Below are 21,561 nucleotides of genomic sequence, written 5' to 3'. Positions count from 1 at the left end.
GCGCTACTGCGCCAGCTTGAGTCCGCCCAAACCGGTTATCGGAGTGCTCGGCGTCGTGAGGCGTCCGCCGGTCAGGTCCCAATACTCGATCGTTCCATTGCTCAGCAGGCCCGCGATTCCGGCGGTGTTGAGGCCAGTGACACCCTTGAGCGAGCGCAATCCGGAGTAGTCGGTCCAGGCGGTTCCGACCACTAGATGTGCCTCTGCCCTCGGCGCGGTGAGCCCGGAGCCGCGGTAGAGTCGCAGGTTCCCGTTTGCTTCCAGAGCCAGCAGGTCCTGGAAGCCGTCGGCGTCGTAGTCCACCATGCTCAGCCGGATCGCGCTGACGCCCGAGCCCACTTGGGTCCGTCCGACCAGGGCGGTGAGCCCCAGGTTCCGGTACAGGTAGAGCGCGCCGCTGGAATCAGTGGCGAGGATTTGCGGGAGCCGGTTGTTGCCGCACCAAATGCCCACGGCCATGGTCATCGACTGCCAGCCCGATCCGCCTAACGTCACCGGCGCTTTGAATCCTCCGCTCACCGCTCCGGGGTAGAGCAGAAGCCGGCCGTCCAGCATTTGGACCAAGACGTCGATCACACCGTCGCGGTCCCAATCGGTGGTCATCACTTCTTTCGCCCCGGCGAAACCGGATCCGACCGTCCGGGCGGGACCGAACGTGCCGTTGCCGAGTGCCGGGTAGTCCCTCAAGTTGCCGGAGGGGTCGACGGCGACCAGGTCACCGGAGCTGCGGATGGCTGCGGCGCTGAGGTCCAGCGTGGGCGGCTGGTGCTTCGCGATGGGGTCGCAGACTGTCGGGGGCGGAAGCTGGGGAGGGGCTGTGCCGGCGCCCGGGCTGTTGACTGTGCCGGCAGGGAGCGTCGTATAGCCGAAGAGATTGACCACGCCCCACATCGTGTAGCTATTGGGGGTGGTCAGGTAGTTGCCGTCGGTGAACGTGATACCAACGCCGATCACGTTGAAACGGGGGTCACGCAGCAGCGCATCGTGGGCGGGTGAGCTTTTCCACCATTCGACAAGCTGGGCGGCATTCCGATCCCAGCGGACCGCGATGATCTCGCCTGCCCCGTTGTTGGGGTTCAAGGCCCTGGGGTCGGTCCAGAAGTTGCTGCGGTGTTCAATCACTTGGCGGCTGGCGATGTTGTTGGACCAGTCCTGGGAAAGAGTGGACACCGTGGGGTTGTACTTCACCGGAGTCAAGCCAAGCGACGTCCTGTAGGCATTGATGGCGTTGAACACGGCCAGCACCTGGGCGGAATTATCGTCATTGACCAATGCCTGCGTCGAGACCAGGGGCACAGCTGCGGGGGAGGACTTCGTAGGGGCTGGGGCCGGCTGTGTGGCGTCCCCCGCCCCGGTTCCGGGGAGCGGGTCCGGGCCGGATGCCGGCGGGATGGAGGGCAGCGGGGGCGGGCCGGCCACTGCCTGGGGTGAGGTGCCGTTGCCGGGCTCGATGACGGGGATCCCCTGCGCAGGGGAGGTCGCCGCCGGGACGGTTGAGGCGGTGCCCGCGCCAGCCGCGGCTGCAGCAGGGGCGGCTGCTTGTGGTGCGGGAGTGGCTGTTGGTGACCCCGGCGCGGGTGCGGCCTGCGGAAGGCTGGATCCCGACGGCGGTGCGGACGCCGTCGTCGTACTTTCAGCGCCTGCGGTGGTGTTTGAGGTGGGAGGCGCGGCAGCGGCGGCAGTTCCCGCGAGCGAATCCGGAACGGCGAGCGGGCCAGAGGCAGGGGCCGTCACCGTGAGAAGGCAGGCCACCAGCACGGCAACGGGCACCGCAATTCGTCTCAATGTTTCCCCAGATTCGCGTCGTGCCACCGTTCCCAAACACAACAGCGGTAACGGTAGTCTATGTGGTGCACTATAGTCCCATGCGCCACTCCGGCACCACGGGGTTGCGCGATGCATACGGTACTTTTGATCCTGTGCTGATCTCTGACCGCGACATACGTGCCGAAATCGACTCCCGACGTATCGTCCTGGAGCCCTACGACCCCGCGATGGTTCAGCCGTCCTCGGTGGATGTGAGGATTGACCGCTTCTTCCGGCTGTTCGACAACCACAAATACGCACACATCGACCCCTCGGAGGAGCAGCCTGAGCTGACCCGCCTGGTTGAGGTCGAGGGCGACGAGCCTTTCATCCTGCACCCGGGCGAGTTCGTGCTCGGTTCAACATACGAGACTGTGAGCCTGCCGGACGACGTCGCCGCTCGACTTGAAGGAAAGTCTTCGCTGGGGCGCCTCGGCTTGTTGACGCACTCCACGGCGGGCTTCATCGATCCCGGGTTCTCGGGCCATGTGACGCTGGAACTCTCCAACGTTGCGACGCTGCCCATCAAATTGTGGCCTGGCATGAAGATCGGCCAGTTGTGCTTCTTCCGGCTCTCGTCGGCCGCTGAGCATCCCTATGGTTCCGGCGGTTACGGCAACCGTTACCAAGGCCAGCGCGGCCCCACTGCGAGCCGCAGCCACCTGAACTTCCACCGGACGGCTGTTTAGCCCTTGCCGAGAGGTGAGATCTCGCCTCTTTGAAGGTACGAAAAGGCCGAGATCTCACGTCTCGCTGACCCAACCGGCGCGGGAAAGGGCATCGCGCACGCGCGGTACGACGCCGTCGAACCCCCACGCCTTCACGTGCCGTGCCGTAATGGTCACCGAGGTCCAGCCGATCGCGGCGATGGATTCGTCACGGCGAATGTCCGATTCCTTCTGCGTAGCAGTCAAGTGATGGCTACCGTCGTAATTGACGGCAACTTTGTACCGGGGGAAGGCCAAGTCCGGCCATGCCAGCTCCCAGCCGCTTGAATCCCTGACGACAAAGCGCAATACAGGTTCCGGCAATCCTCGCCGGCCGATGGCAAGACAGAGCTTGGTTTCCGGCACGGAGTCGGCTCCAACCCTCGCGAGTTCCAGCGCAAGCCGGGCGTTCCTGCGTCCACGGGTGCCTGGGTTTCCCTCAACTTGCGAACGCAAATCCTCAAGGGTACAAAGCGCGGAGCGGTTGTGGCCGAAACTGCGGGACTGACTGCAGATGAAGTGGTCGGCCGCGGCCACGAGATCGTCCAGGGGCAGCAACGCCGCCAAATCAAGCCACGTCCGGGCAGGACTCGTTACAGGGACGCCGTCAATGGTCCGGCGGTCGGCGGCCCCCAAAGCTACCCTGCGCCCGGCGACCCCCTTGCGAACTGGCCGGTTCCCGCCGTCCCACCGGAGCAAATGCACCAGCGGCTGGCGTTCGAGATCCAAGGGGAGGGGACAGCGCCACAGGATCGCCGCCGTCGGGCCGCAACACACGGTCCTGGGCGAGATGCGTGTCAGTAGGCGTGCTGTGTGGGAAAGCTCCTGGGCGGCGCTCCAATGAACACGGACTCCACGGCTGGCCACGCGAAGATCCTTGTTCCATGCCCGGTTGTCCGAAACCCCGGCAGCGCGTTGCTCGGAGAGCGTGAACGAGCGGCCCCTGAGGGTTTCAGGAAGAGGTCCAGGACTGCGCATGCACCAATTCTTGGCACAGCGTAGGCGCCCGTAGCCGGTTATCCACAGTGGGGAGGGATAGTGCCGGGCGGCCTACAGAGCGAGAGGTGAGATCTCGCCTCTTTGAAGGCTCGAAAAGGCCGAGATCTCACGCCTCGAAGGACGCAATAGGCTCGGATGCCTTCGGTTTGCGCGGCGACTTGCGGAAGGCCTTGACTGTCGGTTCCACGAAACGGGCCGCGAGCGGTCCGGTGATGGCCATGAGCAGCACATACGCGGTGGCGAGGGCGGCAAGTTCTCGCGGGACGACTCCCGAGGCCACGGCCAGGCCCGCAATGACTATGGAGAATTCGCCGCGGGCAATCAGGGCGGCCCCGGCGCGGAAACGGCCGGGAATGGCGATCCCTGCCCGCTTTGCCGCCCAGAATCCGGTCAGCACCTTGGTCACGGCTGTCGCGAGAGCAAGGAGCAGCGCCCAGCCCAGGACTGGCGGGATGCTGGACGGGTCCGTGTTGAGACCGAAGGCGACGAAGAAGATCGCCGCGAAGAGGTCCCGCAGCGGTTCAAGGATCCGCGTCGCGTTGTGGGCCGTTGCCCCCGAAATGGCGATGCCCAGCATGAACGCCCCGACGGCCGCGGAGACCTGGAGGGCGGACGCGATGCCCGCCACGAGAAGTGCGGCCCCAAGGAGATTGAGCAGGAAGACTTCGGAGTTTTCGCTGTGCACGGCCTGGGAAACCCGATGGCCGTGTTTCAGGGCCACCACCAGCACGAGGGTGACGACGGCCAAGGCAATGCCCACCGTCTGGAGCCCGCCTAGGAAGCCCACGCCTGCGAGGATCGCCGTCAGGATCGGGAGGTAGATGGCCATGGTGAGGTCTTCGAACACCAAGATGGCCAGAACCACTGGCGTTTCGCGGTTACCGATCCGGCCGAGGTCCGTGATCACCTTCGCGGCGATGCCGGAGGAAGAAATATAGGTGACACCGCCCATGACGATCGCGCCCACAAGTCCCCAGCCGAGCCACACGGCGATGCCCGCGCCCGGTAAGAAGTTCAACACCAGGTCCAGCACACCGGCTTGCCAGGAGCGGCGCAGTCCGGTGACGAGTTCCGCGGCCGTATATTCCAAGCCGAGCATCAACAGGAGCAGGATGACGCCGATTTCGCCGGAAAGATGGGCGAACTCGTGCATGCCATCGAGCTTGATCAGTCCACCCGCCCCGAACGCCAGTCCCCCCACCAGATAGAGCGGAATGGGGGACATGCCGATCCTGCCGGCCAAGCGCGCCAAGAGGCCGAGACAGAAAACGACTGCGCCCAGCTCAATGAGGGTCAGGGCCAGGGGGTCCATGGACGTCAGCCGTTGCGCAGAATCGCAGCCGCAGAGTCAAGACCTTCCTGCGTACCGACAGCCACCAGCAAATCACCCGTGTGAAGGACGACGTCGGGAGCCGGTGAGGGAACCACTTCGCCTTCGCGCATGATCGCCACGATCGAGACGCCACTGCGGGTGCGGATCTGGGCTTTGCCCATGGGCTGGTTGTTGAAAGGGGAGTCCGCGGTGATGGAGAACTGCCGCGTGACAATGCCGGGGATTTCCTTGTGGGCTTCGGCCAAACGCATCGCGATGTGCTGCCCGCCCAGCAGGTTGCCCAGTGCGGCGGCCTCGTCTGCGGTCAACGGGATGGATGCCTGGCAGGTATCGGGATCGTCCCATGTGGAGACGAAAAGCTCGGTCTCACCCTCCCGCATCTCGACAACACCGATCCGGCGTCCCGAGGCCGTGATGAAATCCTTGCGGACCCCGAGGCCTGGAAGTTCTGTCTCATCCACGTTCATAAGTCCACCCTAGCCCTCTTGAAGGGGCGGCGGAATGATGCCACTCGCAGCCGCCGCGCAAAGCGGTCCGCGACTTTCTAGGGGGTCAAAGCCAGGCCGCGCGCGGCGTCGTCGTAGTATCCGCGGTTCGCCAATCCGGCCGCTGCCGCCTCGTCCAGGACCACGACAGCGTCGGCATGCCATTGCAGGATCGAACCCGGGCACGACGCCGTCAGCGGTCCCTCGACGGCGGCTGCGACCGCGGCGGCTTTCGCGGCTCCGGTGGCGATGAGCACCAGCCGGCGCGCATCCAGCACGGTCCCCAATCCCTGGGTGATGCAGTGGGTCGGGACGTCGCCGTCGTCGTCGAAGAACCGGGCGTTGTCCTGCCTCGTGCGGGCCGTCAACCGCTTCAGACGGGTCCGGGAGGACAGGGAGGATCCGGGCTCATTGAAGCCCACATGGCCGTTGGCGCCGATTCCCAGGATCTGCACGTCGACGCCGCCGGCGGCACCGATTGCCGCGTCGTAGGCAGCAGCTCCCGCTTCGAGCTCGGCCTGGGTGGTGCCGGTACCGTCAGGGACATTCAGCCCGGCCAAGGGAAGTCCGATCACATCGCACACCTCGCGAATCAGGACCTGGCGGTATGACTGCGGGTGCTCCGCCGCAAGGCCTACATATTCGTCCAAGGCGAATCCCTTGGCGGCCGAGAAATCCACCCGGCCCGTGGCCGCAGCCGCTGCGAGCTCCGCGTACAGTCCCAGCGGCGACGAACCGGTGGCCAGACCCAGCACTGCCCCCCTGTCCGCAGGAAGTCCTGAAAGGACGGCGTGGGCGGCGGCCGAAGCGGCCGATTCCGGAGTGGGCGTGACAATGACTTCCATGGCAACTTTCTGTCGATGGGTGATGCGCGCTAGCTAGCCAAGTTCAGCTCTTGGCGCTGCCGTTCAGCAGCTCCGTCAGGGCCTGGGAGACCGTGAGGGACGCACCATAGGTGACAATGTCCGCCCCGCCGCGCGGCCAGCCGCACTCAACGGCGATCACCGCGTGTCCTTCCGCCCTCAATCGGGCGAAAACGGTCCAGAGCGGGTGCTCGGCATCCAAGCCGCGCCCGACGACGGCGACCCGCGCGCCGTCGGGCACCTCGCCTTCGCGGACCACGGCCGAAGTCGTGGCAGCGGGCCCCCACGGCATGCGGCCGACCGCGAAATTGGATCCGGTTTCAACCTGCACTATCGCCACGGGTTCCTCCCGTGCCAGCCACCTTTGGGCGGCTTCGGAGACCTCGAAGGCCTCTGCGATGCGCTCCCCGTCGAGCGCCTTCGGGTCGGCAGGCACGCCGGCAGGCTGCGGCTGGCCCGGCAGGCCGAGCTGGCCCCTGATGGCTGCCTCGTGGATTTCCGCAGCACCCGCAGCGGGGAACCGCGAGGAAAGTGCTGCCGTGCGTGCAACAGCGTCCGCGAGGCGTTCCATGGGCAAGCGTCCCTCTTCAACGGCATCGGTAATCGCGTCGAGCGTCTGTTCGAAGAGGGCCGGTCCTGTTTCGGAACCAAGGCACAGCAGGTCTGCCCCGGCGATCAGTGCGCGGACGGCTGCTTCCGGAACACCGGTCTGGGCGGACGCGCCGGCCATGTCCAGGGCGTCCGTGATGATGACGCCGTCGAATCCCATGTCACGGCGCAGCATGTCCTGCAGGATGCGCGAGGAGAAGGTGGCGGGATGATCCGGGTCCAGGGCTTCGACCAGGATGTGGCTGGTCATGACTGTGGCTCCGCGAGCTGCGACGAGTGCGCGGAACGGGACAAGCTCGCGTGCATCCAAAGTGGCGGCGTCGGCCGTGACCCGGGGAAGCGCCAGGTGGGAGTCCGTGGCGGTGTCGCCGTGGCCCGGGAAGTGTTTGGCGCAGGATGCCACACCGGCGTCTTCGAGACCACGGATCCAGGCAGCGGTATGCCTGGCCACCAAATCCGGTTCGGCCCCGAAGCTGCGCACGCCGATCACGGGATTGTCCGGAGCGGAATTGACGTCTGCGTCGGGGGCCAGGTTCAAGTTGATGCCCAGGCCTGCGAGTTCGTGGCCAATGGCGCTGGCGCTGGCAGCGGTCAGTTCGACGTCGTCCAAACGACCGAGCACCGCGTTCCCGGGCTGCGTTGATCCCGTGAGGTAGTGCAGCCTTGTGACGTCGCCACCCTCTTCGTCGACGGCGATGAGCGTGTTCGGCGAATGCGCGCGGAGTCCGGCGCAGAGCTCGCGTAATTGGACGGGAGACGCCACGTTGGTGCCGTAGAGGCACACAGCCGCCAGCCCGGCGTCGTAGGCTTCAAGGATCCAGACGGGGACGGCGATGCCGGTGAATCCGGGCATGAGGGTGCCTGCCGCGAGGCGGCGGAGGTGGGCGCGGGCGGGCCCGGTGGCAAAGGACTGAGTAGCAGGGGACTGAATTGTCTCCATGTCCGGCTCCTTCGAAGGGATGCTTGGCTGGTTAGTCAGGGCTGGAAACGGCAGCGGCGCGGCACTCAGGCCACACCAAGCTGGTTCCACAGGACCATCACGGCGGCTCCGCGCAGGACAATGTCCTGTGCGTCTGCCGCGAGACGGACGGACACCGGTGAAGGGTCCTGGTGCAATAGCCGCTCCAGCAGCGTCTGCTGGACGGCGTCGAGAAGTGGGCCTTCCAAAAGCTCCCGGGGTCCGCTGAGGACCACTTCGCCCAAATCGAGGGCGCCAACCACGGGTGCGAGGGCGATGGCGAGCCGCTCGCCTGCCTCCCGGAGTACGACGTCGGCCGCGGCCTCCGGTTCGGAGCTGCCTGCCGCTTCGGCCAGGGCCCGTTCGAGGCTGGGGACGGACATCCAGGTTTCGAGGCAGCCTGTTTTGCCGCACTTGCACGAGGTTCCGCCGTCGGTGCCGACCGTGACGTGGCCGATTTCGCCCGCCGCGGAGTGGGCCCCGCGGGCACGCCTGCCGCCCACGATGAGTCCTGAACCGACACCGCGCCCGATTTTCACGAGGACCATGTCGTCACTGCCGCCGCCGAAGGTGTGGTCCGCGTGGACTGCGGCGTCGGCGTCGTTGGAGACGAGGGTCGGCAGGCCAGTGTGTTCCTGCAGGAGATCGCGAAGGGGGATATCCTTCCATTCGAAGTTGGGGGCAGTGGTGACAACGCCGTCCGCGTTGACGATACCGGGGGTTCCGACGCCGATTCCGAGCAGTGTGGCGGTGGCTCGGCCGACGGCCTCCGAAGCGAGTTCGAGGACCTGGTTGACCACGTCGCGGCCGGTTTCCGAAGCAATGCTGCGTTCGACCCGTTCGAGAATATTGCCGTCAAGGTCGAGGACGGCCGCGCGCAGCACGGAATTTTCGGCCAAGTCCATACCGATCACCTGGAGGCCCCGCCGGTTGATGTCCACCAGGATGGCCGGCTTGCCAGGGCGGACTTCATCCGATTGGCCCAGCTCCACCACGTGGCCTCGTTCCAGGAGGTCCGAGACGAGGTCTGATACCGTGACGCGGGTCAGGCCCAGGGTCCGGGAGAGTTCCGCACGGCTCATCGCCCCTGCCGAGTGGAGCGTCTGGCGCACCAAGGAGAGGTTGTGGGCCCGCCCGTCGGAAGGCAGGGTTGCAGTGCCGGTTCGATCGGTGCGCTGACGGTCGGTGCGCTGACGGTCACGAAGGGCTTCCATGCAAGTTAGTAAACTCTACTAACAATCAAAGATCAAGGGTTTTCCGCAGATTGTGTGGAATCAAGGCACCCACTGATGACATAGGCACCCGCTAAGGACCTAGGCCCCCGGTTGACCTGGTGCGCCAATCCTTTTCGGGCGCGGGCCCCACCTCTCAGCTCAGCGGAACGGTGGCGATTTCCGTCTTGTTCGGTGACTTGACGGGCAGGATCACCAGCAGGCCGGCTAGGAGCACCACCATGATGCCCAGGATTCCCCAACGTTGGGCCGCGCCCGGGGCCACAAGAGGGGTCGCCAGGGTGATGCACAGGGTGAAGAGCGCCGGTGCCAGGAAGCTCACGGCCCGGCCGGTGGTGGCGTAGAGCCCGAACAGCTCGCCGGATTCGCCGTCCGGCGCCAGCCTCGCGAGGTAGGCGCGGGAGGAAGCCTGCGCTGGTCCCACGAAGAGGCAGAGGAATAACCCGAACACCCAGAACGTGGTGCTGCCTGCCCAATGGGCTCCGAAGAACACGTGGTCGCCGTTGCCGAGAACCAGGATCGCGGTGCCGGCTACCAGCAGTCCTAGAAGGGAGATGACGATGACGGCCTTGGGCCCGATCCTGTCGTCCAGGAATCCGCCGATCATGGCGCCGACGGCGGCCACCACGTTGCCGAAAATCGCGAAGAAGATGACTTGTTTGAGCTCGAAGCCAAAGGTCCCGGCAGCAATGACCCCGCCGAAGGTGAAGACCGCCGCCAGGCCGTCGCGGAAGATGGCGCTCGCGAGCAGGAAGTAGATGGTGTGCGGGCTGGTTCGATAGATGGCCTTGATCCTGCGGACCAGCAAACCGTAGGAGGCAAGGAACCCGAGACGGGATTCCGGTTTCTTGACGGAGAGTTCCGGAACCGCGAAAAGGACCGGTAGCGCGAAGATGAAGAACCAGAGTGCGGAGAAGACAGCCACGAGCCTGATATTCAGGCTGTCCTGGGTGGAGGCCCCGAACCACTCGAAGGACGGTTGGACGAATAGCTGCAGCACCACGAGCAGCGCGACAATTCCGCCCAGATACCCCATTCCCCAGCCGAAGCCGCTCACTTTGCCGATGTTGACCGGGGTGGAAATCTGGGCCAGCATGGCGTTGTAATTGACGCCCGCGAACTCGAAAAACACATTGCCGAGCGCGATCAATGAGACGCCCAGGAGCAGGAACTCCGGCTTGGGGAAAACAAAGAAGCACGAGCCAGTCAGGACGGCCACGAGCACGGTGTTGACTCCGAGCCACAGTTTCCGGCGGCCCCCCGAGTCGGAGCGTTGACCGGTGACCGGCGCGAGGAGCGCAATTGCGACGCCGGCAATCGCCAGCGCGGCACCCAACGTCGCCGACGCGGAGTCTTCGCCGCCAAACGCCTTGGACGTCAGGTAGACGGTGAACACGAAGGTGGTCATGACGGCATTGAATGCCGCGGAACCCCAGTCCCAGGATGCCCACGCAAGGATCTGGCCCTTGTTCGACAGGGCGGGCCCTGATGCAAGCTCGGATGCCGGGTGCCGGGCCTCAGGCGCAGTTGCCATGTTCATGGTTGATAAACTACCTGCACCGAACCCAACGTTTGACCGCCTGCTCCAACTTTTGACAATTCATTCCTGACTTTGCGGAGATTCCAGTGATCACAGTCCTTGCCGTGACCTTTGCAGCGGCAACTGTGGCGCCCTGGATCTTCCGGAAACTTCAGCGGAATGCCTTTTATGTCCTTGCGGCGGTTCCCGCCCTCGCTTTTGTCTGGCTGCTCCTGCAGTATGACCGGATCTATCCCGGAAAAGGCGGGGACCCCGCCGGCGGCTTCATTGAAGAAACCCTCCCGTGGATTCCGAACCTCAAGCTTGAATTCGCCTTCCGCATGGACGTCCTGGCGTGGGTGATGTCCCTGCTGGTCCTGGGGGTCGGCGCGCTGGTCCTGGTCTATTGCGCCCGGTACTTCAAGAACAAGGATGCCGACCTAGGCGGGTTCGGAGCGCAACTTCTTGCCTTCGCCGGGGCGATGTTCGGCCTGGTGACGGCCGACGACCTGCTGATGATGTTCATCTTCTGGGAACTCACCACCGTCCTGTCCTATCTGCTGATCGGCTATGCGCGAACCCGACTGTCCGCACGGCGCTCGGCTTTGCAGGCCCTCATGGTCACCACCGCTGGCGGCCTGGCCATGCTCGTCGGCCTCATCATTCTGGGCCAAGTGGCCGGAACATACCGGATATCGGCGATCATGACTCAAGCGGCCGCCCTCGTCGCGGGAACCGCACAAGGTGCGGTTGCTGCCGCCGTCGTACTCATCCTGGTAGGGGCGATTACCAAATCGGCGCTGGTCCCTTTCCACTTCTGGCTCCCGGGTGCCATGGCCGCCCCCACTCCGGTGAGCGCCTACCTGCACGCAGCGGCCATGGTGAAGGCCGGGATCTACATCGTCGCCCGCATGGCGCCCGGGTTCAGCGAAAGCCCTTACTGGTTGCCGCTGGTGCTCGGGCTCGGCCTGGCAACGATGCTTGTGGGCGGCTACCGGGCGCTCCGGCAGACTGACATCAAGCTCATCCTCGCCTATGGAACCGTCAGCCAGCTCGGGTTCCTCACCATGGTGGTGGGCCGCGGCCGGCCCGACGCCGCGCTGGCCGGACTCGCGCTTCTCCTGGCCCACGGGCTCTTCAAGGCTTCCCTATTCCTCGTGGTGGGCATCATCGACCACCAATCCGGCACGCGCGATATCCGCAAACTCTCGGGCGTGTACAAGTCCTCCAGGGCGCTCGCCATCGTGGCAGGCATCGCCGCCGCGTCCATGGCCGGAATACCTCCGCTTGCAGGTTTCGTGGCCAAGGAATCCGTGTTCGAAGCGTTCGTCCACTACGGCACTGGCCCTGCTTCCCAGCCATGGGGGCTGGTCCTCCTGGTCGGCTTGGTCCTGGGGTCCATCCTCACGTTCGCCTATAGCGCCCGCTTCATGTGGGGCGCGTTCGCCACCAAGCCGGGCGTGGACCGGACGCCGTTCAAGGCCATCCAGCCATCGTTCCTGGCGGCGCCTGCCATCTTGAGCTTCCTCACCATCGTGTACGGCCTGTGGCCGGATCCCGTTGACGGATGGATCCAGCCGTATGCCGCGCTATTTGTGGAACCCGCTGCCGGAACAAGCGCTGCCGGATCAAACGCAGCAAGCGCCAGCCACCTTGCGCTATGGCACGGGCTGACTCCCGCCTTGGGACTGACTGCCGTGACGTTCGCGGCCGGCGCCGTGATGTTCTATACCCGCAACCTGGTCTCCAGGGCGCAGGGCCGTGTCCCGGACTGGGTGGACGGTGACCGCGCCTACCAGCGCACCATCGGGGCCTTGGACGACGTCGCCGTGTGGGTCACCGGGCGAACGCAGCGCGGTTCCCTCTACTTCTACCTGGCGGTCATTCTCACCGTGGCTTTCGCCGTTCCGCTCACGGCGCTTATCGTCGCTAACAAGCCGCTCCCGGGCGGTCTCTATTTGATCGATCCGAATTCTCCGCTTCAGCTCATCGCAGCGGCAGGAATTGTTGTTGGCGCGCTCGCCGCGGTCCGTGCCAACAAGCGTTTCCTCGCCGTGCTCATGGTGTCCGTCACCGGCTATGGCATCGCGCTCATGTTCGCGTTGCAGGGAGCCCCGGACCTCGCGTTGACGCAGATGCTGGTGGAGACCATCATCCTGGTGGCCTTCGTGCTGGCGATGCGCAGCCTGCCTCCGGAGCTCCGGGACCGCACCGGCGGCAAATACCGGGTGGTTCGCGTCATTATCGGTGTGGCGTTCGCGGTCACCATGATCTTCGTGGCGATCTACGCGATGGGCGCACGCATCGCCGAGCCCGTGTCGCTCTCGTTCCCCCGGCTGGCCTATGAAGGCGGAGGCGGACTCAACGTGGTCAACGTGACGCTGGTGGACATCCGGGCGTGGGACACCTTCGGTGAGATCTCGGTGCTGGCAGTCGCCGCTACCGGCGTCGCGAGCTTGATCTTTGTCCGCGGCAGGGGTGAGCGCCTCAACAAGGCCGCCACGATTCCCGAGGGCACTGTCGGAAGGCGCGCCACGGCCGGGGGCAGTTCGCGCGACGACGCCTCGCTGGCACTCGTCCGCAAGTTCGCGGGCTCCCTGACGGACCCTTGGCTCGTGGCCGGCCGAACCCTTGCTCCGGAACGGCGTTCCATCATCTTCGAAGTGGTCACGCGGCTGATTTTCCACTCGATGATCGTCTTCTCCGTGTACCTCCTGCTGGCGGGACACAATCTTCCGGGGGGCGGCTTCGCCGGCGGACTCACTGCCGGGCTCGCCCTGACCATCCGCTACTTGGCCGGCGGACGGTTCGAGTTGCGGGAAGCCGCACCGATCAGCGCGGGCATGCTGCTGGGAACCGGTCTTGCAACGGCGGCCGCGGCAGGCTTCGTGCCGCTGCTGCTGGGCGGCCAAGTTTTCCAAAGTGCCATCATCGGGTTCTGGCTACCGCTGTTCGGTGACGTCAAGTTCGTGACCTCGACGGTCTTCGACATCGGCGTGTACCTCGTGGTCGTAGGGCTGGCCTTGGACGTGCTGCGCAGCTTGGGAGCCGAGATCGACGAACACTTCGAAGAGACCGTCGGCGGAGACGCTCAGGGTTCCGGGGAAGCCCGGTCCGAAGCCGCCACCGCCACCGCAACTGCGGCAACCACCGCAACTATTGCGCCAGGGAAGGGGACCCCATGAGCGTCAACTTGACCTTGTTGATCGTCATGGGAGTGCTCTATGCCTGTGGCATCTACTTGATCCTGGAACGCAGCCTGACGCGCGTTCTCCTGGGGCTCATGCTCCTGGCCAACGCAACCAACCTGTTGATCCTCGCCACGGGCGGATATGCCGGGCTGGCCCCGCTGTTCAACAAATCGACGGATCCTCGCGACTACAACGATCCTTTGCCACAAGCCTTGATCCTGACGTCGATCGTGATTTCCTTCGCGGTGACGGCATTCATGCTCGGCATCATCTACCGGACCTGGGCGTTGGCACGTCAAGACGACATCCAAGACGACGCCGAAGACCGACGTGTGGCGAAGACACCCAGCTTTGACGCCGAAGACGACTCCGTGGTTCCTGAGGAAACGTCCGAATTCCCGGTTACGGCAGTAACCGACGCAGCCAAGGAAGGGGGCCCCCAGTGAACATCGCCAGCCTGGCGCCGCTCGCCGTCGTACTTCCCATCCTCGGTGCCGCCCTGACGTTCGCCCTGAACAGGAATCCGCGGGCCCAACGCGCGGTCAGCATCGGTTTATTGTCCCTGACCTTGCTCCTGGAATGCTGGCTCCTTGCCTCGGTATGGACCACGGGCACAGCATCCGTCACCCTCGGTGGCTGGCAGCCGCCGTTTGGCGTGGTGATGGTGGTGGACCAGTTCTCCTCGCTCATGTTGGTGGTTTCCTCCGTCATCAGCCTCGCCGTGCTCATCTACGCCACCGGCCAGGGCATGGCCGACGGCGACCGCGAGGCGCCGGTGTCGATCTTCCACCCGACTTACCTGATCCTGGTGGCCGGCGTCTCGAACGCTTTCCTCACGGGTGACCTCTTCAACCTGTACGTGGGCTTCGAGATCCTGCTGACGGCAAGCTACGTGCTCATGACGCTGGGCGGCACCGGTCCGCGCATCCGGGCCGGGGTCACGTACGTGGTGGTTTCCGTCGTGTCTTCTGTGCTGTTCCTGATCGCTATTGCGATGATCTACGGAGCCACCGGGACCATCACGATGGCGGATCTCGCCATCAAGCTGGCCGAATTGGATCCGGGCACCAGGAACCTGCTCCACGTCATGCTGCTCGTGGCCTTCGGCATCAAGGCTGCCGTGTTCCCACTGTCCTTCTGGCTGCCTGACTCGTACCCGACCGCACCGGCACCGGTCACTGCCGTGTTCGCCGGCCTCCTCACCAAAGTGGGCGTGTACGCCATGGTCCGCACGGAGACCCTGCTCTTCCCGGGCGACACCTTGAATACCCCGTTGATGGTGGTAGCGCTCCTCACCATGCTGGTGGGCATTCTCGGCGCCATAGCCCAGAGTGACATCAAACGATTACTCTCCTTCACCCTGGTCAGTCATATCGGCTACATGGTGTTCGGACTGGCCATGTCTTCCGTTGCCGGGCTTGCTGCCGCGGTCTTCTATGTGGCCCACCACATCACGGTCCAAACGAGCCTGTTCCTGGTGACGGGCTTGATCGAGCGCCGAGGTGGCAGCTCGTCGATGGACAGGCTGGGTGGGCTCGCCAAGCTGTCTCCGCTCCTCGCGCTCTTGTTCTTCATTCCAGCTATGAACCTCGCGGGAATCCCGCCCTTCTCAGGGTTCCTGGGGAAGCTCGGACTCCTGCAGGCAGGCATCGCCCTCGGTACACCCCTGGCCATTACCTTGGTGGTGGGCGGCGTAGTCACCAGCCTGTTGACCTTGCTGGGGATTGCCCGCGTCTGGAACCGCGCATTCTGGCGGAAGCCCGAGGACGCTGAGTACCCGGCCGCCGTCCTCAAGGACACGGCAGCCGTCGGCCTGCTTCCGCGGACGATGGTGGGGCCAACGGCCGCGCTGGTGGTCTTCGGCGTGGCGCTGACCGTTTTCGCGGGTCCGTTGTTCCAATTGGCCGGGAACTCCGCGGAACAGATGCTGGACCGTACGGCGTACATCCATTCCGTGCTCGGCGGGAACGCCAAGGTTCCGGAGATCGCTGCGCCGGTGCAGGGAGGTGGCAAGTGAGCCGCAAGCGGATTTCGTTCCGCACCGAGTTGCCCCTGCTGGTCTGGCTCGTGGTCGTCTGGGGTGCGCTTTGGCGGGACTTCAGCCCGGGCAACTTGGTGTTCGGTGCGCTGATCGCAGTGGTGGTAGCCAGGGTCTTCTACTTGCCTCCCGTGGAGCTCAGCGGGCGTTTCAACGTGCTGCGCGCCATTCCTTTCGCCGCCGTGTTCATAGCCAAAGTGGTGGCCGCGAGCTTCCAAGTCATGTACCTGGCGGTATTCCGGGGGCCTTCGGTAACCAATGCCGTGGTCGCGGTTCCCCTGCGTAGCCATTCCGACCTCATGGTGACCGCCACAGGCCACGTGATTTCGCTGATTCCGGGGTCCTTGGTGGTGGAGGTGGATCGCTCCACGTCCACGCTCTATATCCACGGGCTCAATGTCCGCAACGATGTGGACACCGCCAAGCTCCGCAAGGAAGTCCAGGACACGGAGGCCTCGCTGATCCGGATCATGGGTACCCGAGCGGAAATGGACGCACTCCAGGCCGAAGGCTGGCCTGCAACGAGGGGAGTTCGCTCATGAAAGACATCGTGCTGATCGTCACGGCGGTGATTCTTAGCCTCGCGGCGGCAGGCGCGATCTACCGGATCGCCGTCGGGCCGTCCCTGCTGGACCGGGTGCTCGCCTCGGACGTGCTGCTCGCAATACTGGGCGCCGCGCTGGCCATCGACATGGCCGTCAACAGGCACCTCAACAACCTCGTGCTGCTCGTCGCACTGACGCTGATCGGGTTCGTTGGCTCGGTGACGGTGGCCCGTTTCGTGGCCGACCGAAGGGGACAGGTCAATGACTCCTAATGCCACCGGAGTTGACGGCGTGATCGATGCCGTCACCGCAGTGTTGCTGATTGCTGGTGCGCTCATGTCATTGGGCGCGGCAATCGGCCTGCTGCGTTTCCCGGACCTCATGAGCCGCATGCACGCGGCTACCAAGCCGCAAGTGCTGGGGTTGTTCCTTGTCTTGGCAGCCATCGGGCTGCAGATGCGCGAATGGTGGGTTTGGCCGATCCTGGCGGTGGCCTGGATCTTCCAGCTGCTGACAGTGCCTGTATCCGCACACATGGTGGGCCGCGCAGGCTACCGGACCAAGCACCTCCACCGCGAGTTGCTGAGCATAGACGAACTCGAGGCCGTGGTGCTGCGGGCTGCCGGTCAACGGGCAGCGGAGAAAGCTCAGGAAACGGAACCGGGAATGTCCCACACCGGGAACGGTGGGAGCTCAGCTGCGAACGGCCGGGACGGCGGGCCGTCAGCCTAGACGATGTCCTGCGTTTTCGAGAAACGCGAGATGGCGCGCTGGGTACTGCGGCTGGCGAAAACCTGGATGACTGCGCTGACGGTCGCCGAAATCAGCGCGAAGGTCAGTGCCGAGCGCAGGCTTGCCTCCATGTCGTCGTGACCCTTGGGGGGCTTCTTGCCGGTGGACTTTTCCCACAGCGCATTGACGAGCTTGGTGCCGACAAAGCCTGCGCCGATGCTGACGCCAGTGCCGAGCAGCTTGATGAGGAGGTTCATTCCGGGACTCCTTGCGGGAGGAAACAGGACCGTCCCCAGCCTAACCCCACTTCAGGGCAGTTCCGGAGCAACGGTTGGGGATTGGCGCCTCAGCCGGAAGAACTCATCCATGGCTCCAGGCTTTGGACGGACGGGCACGATGTCACGGTCCTCGGCCAGTATCGCTTCCACCGTGCCGAGGGCGAGGAGCTCGTCCAGCAGCGCCAACGTGGGCGGCATGAGCTTGAGGGTTCCGGCGGCTTCGGCATCCAGGATCCCGCGGACCGGCATCCACAAGGACGATGACGCTTCCGTGGTTTGGTGCCTTGGCTCGGCACCGGAAAGCGGGCAGGCAAGGTAGAAGTATGTGTCGAAGCGCTTGGGCTGGTCTGCCGGGGTGACCCAGTTGGCCCACGGGCGGAGGGTGGCGGCGTCGAGCTTCAGCCCGGCCTCTTCGAACACCTCGCGCTGTGCAGCCGCCAGCACCCGGCCGGCGTTGAACCGGGCCGAAGCGGGCTCGACGCCGATGCTGCTCCGGCGCCAGGCGTCGGCGTGCCGCTCGACGACGTCGTCCTCGAAGTCCCAGCCGGAGCTGTCCGTCTGGTCCACTCGTCCCCCGGGGAAGACGACCATGCCCGCGGCGAAATCCATCGTGGTCACGCGGTGCTGCACGAACACCTCCAGGCCGCGCCCGGCATCCGCCGGAACCTCCGGGTCTGACTGAACCGTGTGTACGGGGGCCTCGCGGACCAGGATCACGCTCGCGGCGAGCCTAGGTTCGGCCACCGTAGTGCTGTTCGCTTCGCCAATGCCTGCCAAGACCGCTCCTTTGCCCGCGCTGCGTCACATTCTGCTGGATCATTCTCCCAGCTTCTGCGCCCGCCCGCGCCATTCCGGACCCTGCCCGCGCCCGGCCGGCGAGTGATCCAGCAGAATCCGTCGTCCCACATGTTTGTGACCGTTCCGCGTAGGCCAGCACAGCGCCCGCAACCCCGCCAAGGTGTAAACTGAACCACGCCCAAAAGGGTGGATTGATAACGACAGGGGAGCGCCGCCGTCGGGCTCGCAGCAATGCGGCACGGATGACGGGCGCTGAGAGTGCGGACAGCCGCAGACCCTCGAACCTGATCCGGCTAGTACCGGCGCAAGGGAGTCGAGTTCTCATAGTGTCCGGACCGGGGCGGCGGAAACCGCTCGCAGGCAACCGGAAACACTTTCCCCTCCTGTTCCTCAGGAGGACAAAATGACTGGTATTTCTGCAAGGCCGGGCCTCACCAAGCCTGGTTACAACTGGCGCGTCGTGGACATCGTCGTGGCGGCACTGATCTCGATCGCCGGTGGCGTGATCTTCTGGGCATGGGACCAGATGGCTCTGGTTGCAACGCCGATGTCCGCCGGCTACCCGCCGCTGAGCGGCCTGATCGCCGGCGGCTGGATGATCCCGGCAGTCCTGGGCATGCTCATCGTCCGCAAGCCCGGTGCGGCAATTTTCTGCGAGACGGTGGCCGCCACCAGCGAGCTCATCATGGGTTCGCAGTACGGCACCACGGTCCTGATCTCGGGCGTGCTCCAGGGTCTCGGCGCGGAACTCATCTTCCTGGCCTTCATGTACAAGAAGTTCAACCTGCCGGTGTCCCTGCTGGCCGGTGCCGGCGCGGGCCTGTTCTGCGGTTTGAACGACTCCTTCCTGCCGTGGGGCTGGAACATCGCCTACGAACCGGTCGACAAGCTCGCGTACATCGTGTTCTGCACGATCTCCGGTGCCGTCATTGCCGGAGCCCTGTCCTGGATCGCGACCCGCGGCCTGGCCAAGACTGGTGTCCTGAGCGCGTTCGCGTCCCGCAAGGCCGCCTCGGAGCCCGTCTTTTCCTGATGCCCAGTCCTGATTCCGGCACCCCTGCTGTGGTGCGACCCGCCGCCATTTCCGCGCAAGGCTGGGGCTGGCGGCACGCTGGCCGCACCACGCAGGCCATCCACGCCCTGGACCTGGACATCCGTCCAGGGGAGCGTGTCCTCCTGCTCGGCCCCTCGGGCGCGGGCAAGTCGACGCTCCTGCATGCCCTGGCGGGCGTGTTGGGCGAGGAAGGTGACGACGCCGACGAGACGGGCTCGCTGCTCGTGGACGGCGTTTCGCCGAAGGCCCAGCGGGGCCGTGCCGGACTCATGCAACAGGACCCCGAAACCCAGGTGGTGCTTTCCCGGCTGGGCGATGACGTAGCGTTCGGCGCCGAGAACCTTTGCGTGCCACGGGAAGAGATCTGGAAACGCGTCCATGAAGCGCTCGACGACGTCGGGCTCCTGCGTAGTGCCGGTGGCAGTGCCAGCGGCAACTTCGCGCTCGACCACCCGACGTCGGCCCTCTCGGGTGGGCAGAAGCAACGCCTTGCACTGGCCGGCATCCTGGCGATGCGGCCCGGCTTGATCCTCCTGGACGAGCCGACCGCCAACCTTGACCCGGCCGGCGTCTTGGAAGTGCGCGATGCCGTGGGCCGCTGCCTGGACAAGACCGGCGCTACCTTGGTGGTGGTGGAACACCGGGTCTCCGTCTGGAAAGACCTCGTGGACCGAATCGTGGTGCTGCAGCCGGGCAGCTCCTCCTCCACGGGAGGGTCGACGCCGGCGGTGCTCCTGGACGGCGATCCGGACACCGTGTTGGTGCAAGCAAGGGACATGCTCATTGCTGCGGGCGTGTGGGTGCCCGGGTACGTGCCGGCCACCCGGCCACGTTCAGGAACAGGCTCTGGCTCGGGGGCCGGCCCCGGAGCAGGGGCCGGAGAGCTGCTGCTCGCCACGCAGGAGCTCGCGGTGTCCCGCGAACGGCCACGGCGCCGCGGGTTCAAAACCATCCCGCCCCTTCCTGTGCAGTCCGGACTCGACGCCGAAGTGCTCGCCGGGCAGGCCCTGACCATCACCGGTCCCAACGGCGCCGGAAAATCGACCTTCGCGTTGACCCTCGCGGGCTTGTTGGCGCCGGTGTCCGGCACGGTGACTGCCGCCGTCGGGCTCAGCGACGGCGCCGGTAATGACCCGTTCAAGTGGAAGGCCCAGCAGCTGATCTCGCGGATCGGGACCGTGTTCCAAGAGCCCGAGCACCAGTTCGTCACCGGCCGCGTGCTCGACGAGCTCATGTTCGGCCCCAAGCACCTTGGCCATGGCGAGGAGCGCGTGGACGAATTGCTGGAGAGGCTGCGCCTGGGGCATCTCGTGGACGCCAATCCGTACACGCTCTCCGGGGGCGAAAAGCGACGGCTGTCCGTGGCCACGGTGCTCGCCGCACACCCCCGCGTCCTGGTGCTGGACGAACCCACCTTCGGCCAGGACGCTAACACTTGGGCCGAGCTTGCGTCGTTCCTGTCCGAACTGCTCGACGCCGGCACCTCCGTGGTTTCCGTGACCCATGACCAGGAGTTCAGCTCCGTCCTGGGCGGCACCGAGATGCGGCTCGAGCATGCGTTCCAAGGCGGGGCCCGGCAGGAAGCGGGTGCGGCATGAGGGAAACCCTGACCCTGCGAGGCAACAATGCACTCCTGACACGCGCGAATCCGCTGGCCAAGTTCGTGTCGGTCTTCCTGATCACCCTGGTGTTGGCGCTGTCCATCGACCTGGTGTCAGCTTCGACGGCGCTCCTCGGCGAACTGGCCTTGTTCCCCCTCGCGGGGCTCACCGTGCGCTTGCTGTGGCAGCGCGGCTGGCCCTTGATTATCGCGGCCGCGCTTGGAGGCTGGAGCACCGCGATCCTGTCGGCGGACAGCGGAAGGATACTGCTCGACGTCGGGATCTGGTCTATCAGCGAAGGCTCGCTTCAGCTGGGACTCGGGTTCATGCTGCGCGGCCTTGCAATAGCGTTGCCGGCCATTCTCCTGATGAGTTGCACCGATCCGACGGACCTCGCCGATGCCCTGGCGCAGAAGGCGAAACTGCCGCACCGTTTTGTCCTGGGCACCTTGGCGGCGCTGCGGCTCGTGGGGCTCATGGCGGAGGAGTGGCAGACCATCGGCATGGCACGGCGCGCGCGGGGTGTCGGCTCGCACGGGAGCCCGCCGCAACGCTTCAAGGCCATGCTCGGCCAAAGCTTCGGGCTACTGGTCCAGGCGATCCGACGGGCGTCCCGCTTGGCCGTGACCATGGAGGCGCGCGGCTTCGGCGGTGGACGGCGGACCTGGGCGCGCGAATCGACCTACAGCCGCCTGGACGTCTGGGTTCTGGCCGGCGGGCTGCTCATCGCAGCCACGGCCGTGCTCGCGGCGCAATGGGCAGGGACATGGCACTTCGTCTGGCTGAAGCAGCCCAACTGATCCCCACCGCCGT

20 protein-coding genes and 1 riboswitch are annotated in these 21,561 nt (G+C 65.4%); of the genes, 10 read left to right on the top strand and 10 right to left on the bottom strand.

The window, feature by feature from the left end:
• Positions 1-3 precede the first annotated feature (3 nt).
• A complete protein-coding gene (locus tag AC4CS3_RS18535) occupies positions 4-1,785 on the bottom strand; it encodes a CAP domain-containing protein (RefSeq protein ID WP_490784659.1) in 1,782 nt (593 codons plus the stop codon).
• Between the two features lie 134 nt (positions 1,786-1,919).
• Here AC4CS3_RS18535 and dcd point away from each other — a divergent pair, with 134 nt between their 5' ends.
• Positions 1,920-2,495 (top strand): dCTP deaminase, encoded by a 576-nt coding sequence (gene dcd, locus AC4CS3_RS18530; RefSeq protein WP_236813334.1) that lies wholly within the window; start codon positions 1,920-1,922, stop codon positions 2,493-2,495.
• Between the two features lie 54 nt (positions 2,496-2,549).
• On the opposite strand, the gene AC4CS3_RS18525 is transcribed toward dcd, so the two are convergent.
• The 7 genes from AC4CS3_RS18525 to AC4CS3_RS18495 all read right to left on the bottom strand — a co-directional run bounded on the left by AC4CS3_RS18525 (position 2,550) and on the right by AC4CS3_RS18495 (position 10,532).
• Complete coding sequence (locus tag AC4CS3_RS18525) at positions 2,550-3,491, bottom strand: endonuclease domain-containing protein (RefSeq protein ID WP_490784658.1); 942 nt, start codon at positions 3,489-3,491, stop codon at positions 2,550-2,552.
• Between the two features lie 127 nt (positions 3,492-3,618).
• Complete coding sequence (locus tag AC4CS3_RS18520) at positions 3,619-4,824, bottom strand: cation:proton antiporter (protein WP_490784657.1); 1,206 nt, start codon at positions 4,822-4,824, stop codon at positions 3,619-3,621.
• A gap of 5 nt (positions 4,825-4,829) precedes the next feature.
• On the bottom strand, positions 4,830-5,312 hold the full coding sequence (locus tag AC4CS3_RS18515; protein WP_059389838.1) for a cation:proton antiporter regulatory subunit: 483 nt from the start codon (positions 5,310-5,312) through the stop codon (positions 4,830-4,832).
• Positions 5,313-5,389: 77 nt separating this feature from the next.
• Positions 5,390-6,175 carry a glucosamine-6-phosphate deaminase gene (locus AC4CS3_RS18510; protein ID WP_490784656.1) on the bottom strand — a complete coding sequence of 262 codons (786 nt, stop codon included), beginning with the start codon at positions 6,173-6,175 and terminating at the stop codon, positions 5,390-5,392.
• A 43-nt stretch (positions 6,176-6,218) separates the two neighbouring features.
• The gene (locus AC4CS3_RS18505; RefSeq protein ID WP_490784655.1) at positions 6,219-7,742 is read right to left on the bottom strand and encodes a glycoside hydrolase family 3 protein; all 1,524 of its coding nucleotides are present in this window, start codon (positions 7,740-7,742) and stop codon (positions 6,219-6,221) included.
• A 65-nt stretch (positions 7,743-7,807) separates the two neighbouring features.
• A complete protein-coding gene (locus AC4CS3_RS18500) occupies positions 7,808-8,974 on the bottom strand; it encodes an ROK family transcriptional regulator (RefSeq protein ID WP_490784654.1) in 1,167 nt (388 codons plus the stop codon).
• Between the two features lie 154 nt (positions 8,975-9,128).
• On the bottom strand, positions 9,129-10,532 hold the full coding sequence (locus tag AC4CS3_RS18495) for an MFS transporter (RefSeq protein ID WP_490784653.1): 1,404 nt from the start codon (positions 10,530-10,532) through the stop codon (positions 9,129-9,131).
• A gap of 86 nt (positions 10,533-10,618) precedes the next feature.
• On the opposite strand from AC4CS3_RS18495, the gene AC4CS3_RS18490 reads away from it, so the two are divergent.
• Genes AC4CS3_RS18490 through mnhG form a run of 6 tightly spaced genes read left to right on the top strand, consistent with a single transcriptional unit; the run spans position 10,619 to position 17,017 of the window.
• Positions 10,619-13,696, top strand: coding sequence for a Na+/H+ antiporter subunit A (locus tag AC4CS3_RS18490; RefSeq protein WP_490784652.1), 3,078 nt, complete (start codon positions 10,619-10,621; stop codon positions 13,694-13,696).
• Positions 13,693-14,148, top strand: a complete 456-nt coding sequence (locus tag AC4CS3_RS18485) for a Na(+)/H(+) antiporter subunit C (RefSeq protein WP_490784651.1) — start codon at positions 13,693-13,695, stop codon at positions 14,146-14,148. The genes AC4CS3_RS18490 and AC4CS3_RS18485 overlap by 4 nt, the downstream gene beginning before the upstream one ends.
• Complete coding sequence (locus AC4CS3_RS18480; RefSeq protein WP_490784650.1) at positions 14,145-15,719, top strand: Na+/H+ antiporter subunit D; 1,575 nt, start codon at positions 14,145-14,147, stop codon at positions 15,717-15,719. Before AC4CS3_RS18485 ends, AC4CS3_RS18480 begins: the two co-directional genes overlap by 4 nt.
• Positions 15,716-16,282 (top strand): Na+/H+ antiporter subunit E, encoded by a 567-nt coding sequence (locus tag AC4CS3_RS18475; RefSeq protein WP_490784649.1) that lies wholly within the window; start codon positions 15,716-15,718, stop codon positions 16,280-16,282. Before AC4CS3_RS18480 ends, AC4CS3_RS18475 begins: the two co-directional genes overlap by 4 nt.
• Positions 16,279-16,557 carry an MrpF/PhaF family protein gene (locus AC4CS3_RS18470; RefSeq protein ID WP_078107371.1) on the top strand — a complete coding sequence of 93 codons (279 nt, stop codon included), beginning with the start codon at positions 16,279-16,281 and terminating at the stop codon, positions 16,555-16,557. Before AC4CS3_RS18475 ends, AC4CS3_RS18470 begins: the two co-directional genes overlap by 4 nt.
• On the top strand, positions 16,547-17,017 hold the full coding sequence (gene mnhG, locus AC4CS3_RS18465; protein WP_490784648.1) for a monovalent cation/H(+) antiporter subunit G: 471 nt from the start codon (positions 16,547-16,549) through the stop codon (positions 17,015-17,017). The genes AC4CS3_RS18470 and mnhG overlap by 11 nt, the downstream gene beginning before the upstream one ends.
• Here the strand turns inward: mnhG and AC4CS3_RS18460 are convergent.
• On the bottom strand, positions 17,014-17,274 hold the full coding sequence (locus tag AC4CS3_RS18460; protein ID WP_059389844.1) for a DUF4235 domain-containing protein: 261 nt from the start codon (positions 17,272-17,274) through the stop codon (positions 17,014-17,016). The two genes, mnhG and AC4CS3_RS18460, sit on opposite strands and share 4 nt — an antisense overlap.
• 51 nt (positions 17,275-17,325) lie before the next feature.
• Positions 17,326-18,072, bottom strand: coding sequence for an NUDIX hydrolase (locus AC4CS3_RS18455; RefSeq protein WP_490784647.1), 747 nt, complete (start codon positions 18,070-18,072; stop codon positions 17,326-17,328).
• A gap of 213 nt (positions 18,073-18,285) precedes the next feature.
• Positions 18,286-18,422, top strand: a riboswitch (TPP riboswitch).
• Positions 18,423-18,496: 74 nt separating this feature from the next.
• On the opposite strand from AC4CS3_RS18455, the gene AC4CS3_RS18450 reads away from it, so the two are divergent.
• The 3 genes from AC4CS3_RS18450 to AC4CS3_RS18440 are packed head-to-tail and all read left to right on the top strand — an operon-like array spanning position 18,497 to position 21,548.
• Complete coding sequence (locus tag AC4CS3_RS18450) at positions 18,497-19,126, top strand: ECF transporter S component (protein ID WP_490784646.1); 630 nt, start codon at positions 18,497-18,499, stop codon at positions 19,124-19,126.
• Positions 19,126-20,745 (top strand): ABC transporter ATP-binding protein, encoded by a 1,620-nt coding sequence (locus AC4CS3_RS18445; RefSeq protein WP_490784645.1) that lies wholly within the window; start codon positions 19,126-19,128, stop codon positions 20,743-20,745. The genes AC4CS3_RS18450 and AC4CS3_RS18445 overlap by 1 nt, the downstream gene beginning before the upstream one ends.
• Entirely contained in the window at positions 20,742-21,548 is an 807-nt protein-coding gene (locus tag AC4CS3_RS18440) for an energy-coupling factor transporter transmembrane component T family protein (RefSeq protein WP_490784644.1), read from the top strand. The genes AC4CS3_RS18445 and AC4CS3_RS18440 overlap by 4 nt, the downstream gene beginning before the upstream one ends.
• Positions 21,549-21,561: the final 13 nt, after the last annotated feature.

The organism is Arthrobacter sp. SE2 (assembly GCF_058244265.1).
The sequence above is the reverse complement of the archived record's forward strand: the minus strand, read 5'-3'. Positions and strand labels throughout refer to the sequence as shown.

Excerpts from the sequence above, each read along its gene's own strand:
- mnhG (WP_490784648.1), top strand. The coding sequence starts at position 16,547 with ATGACTCCTAATGCCACCGGAGTTGACGGCGTGATCGATGCCGTCACC.
- AC4CS3_RS18500 (WP_490784654.1), bottom strand. The coding sequence starts at position 8,974 with ATGGAAGCCCTTCGTGACCGTCAGCGCACCGACCGTCAGCGCACCGAT.
- AC4CS3_RS18525 (WP_490784658.1), bottom strand. The coding sequence starts at position 3,491 with ATGCGCAGTCCTGGACCTCTTCCTGAAACCCTCAGGGGCCGCTCGTTC.
- AC4CS3_RS18470 (WP_078107371.1), top strand. The coding sequence starts at position 16,279 with ATGAAAGACATCGTGCTGATCGTCACGGCGGTGATTCTTAGCCTCGCG.
- AC4CS3_RS18515 (WP_059389838.1), bottom strand. The coding sequence starts at position 5,312 with ATGAACGTGGATGAGACAGAACTTCCAGGCCTCGGGGTCCGCAAGGAT.
- AC4CS3_RS18460 (WP_059389844.1), bottom strand. The coding sequence starts at position 17,274 with ATGAACCTCCTCATCAAGCTGCTCGGCACTGGCGTCAGCATCGGCGCA.
- AC4CS3_RS18495 (WP_490784653.1), bottom strand. The coding sequence starts at position 10,532 with ATGAACATGGCAACTGCGCCTGAGGCCCGGCACCCGGCATCCGAGCTT.
- AC4CS3_RS18440 (WP_490784644.1), top strand. The coding sequence starts at position 20,742 with ATGAGGGAAACCCTGACCCTGCGAGGCAACAATGCACTCCTGACACGC.
- AC4CS3_RS18505 (WP_490784655.1), bottom strand. The coding sequence starts at position 7,742 with ATGGAGACAATTCAGTCCCCTGCTACTCAGTCCTTTGCCACCGGGCCC.
- AC4CS3_RS18445 (WP_490784645.1), top strand. The coding sequence starts at position 19,126 with ATGCCCAGTCCTGATTCCGGCACCCCTGCTGTGGTGCGACCCGCCGCC.
- AC4CS3_RS18520 (WP_490784657.1), bottom strand. The coding sequence starts at position 4,824 with ATGGACCCCCTGGCCCTGACCCTCATTGAGCTGGGCGCAGTCGTTTTC.
- AC4CS3_RS18485 (WP_490784651.1), top strand. The coding sequence starts at position 13,693 with ATGAGCGTCAACTTGACCTTGTTGATCGTCATGGGAGTGCTCTATGCC.
- AC4CS3_RS18510 (WP_490784656.1), bottom strand. The coding sequence starts at position 6,175 with ATGGAAGTCATTGTCACGCCCACTCCGGAATCGGCCGCTTCGGCCGCC.
- AC4CS3_RS18450 (WP_490784646.1), top strand. The coding sequence starts at position 18,497 with ATGACTGGTATTTCTGCAAGGCCGGGCCTCACCAAGCCTGGTTACAAC.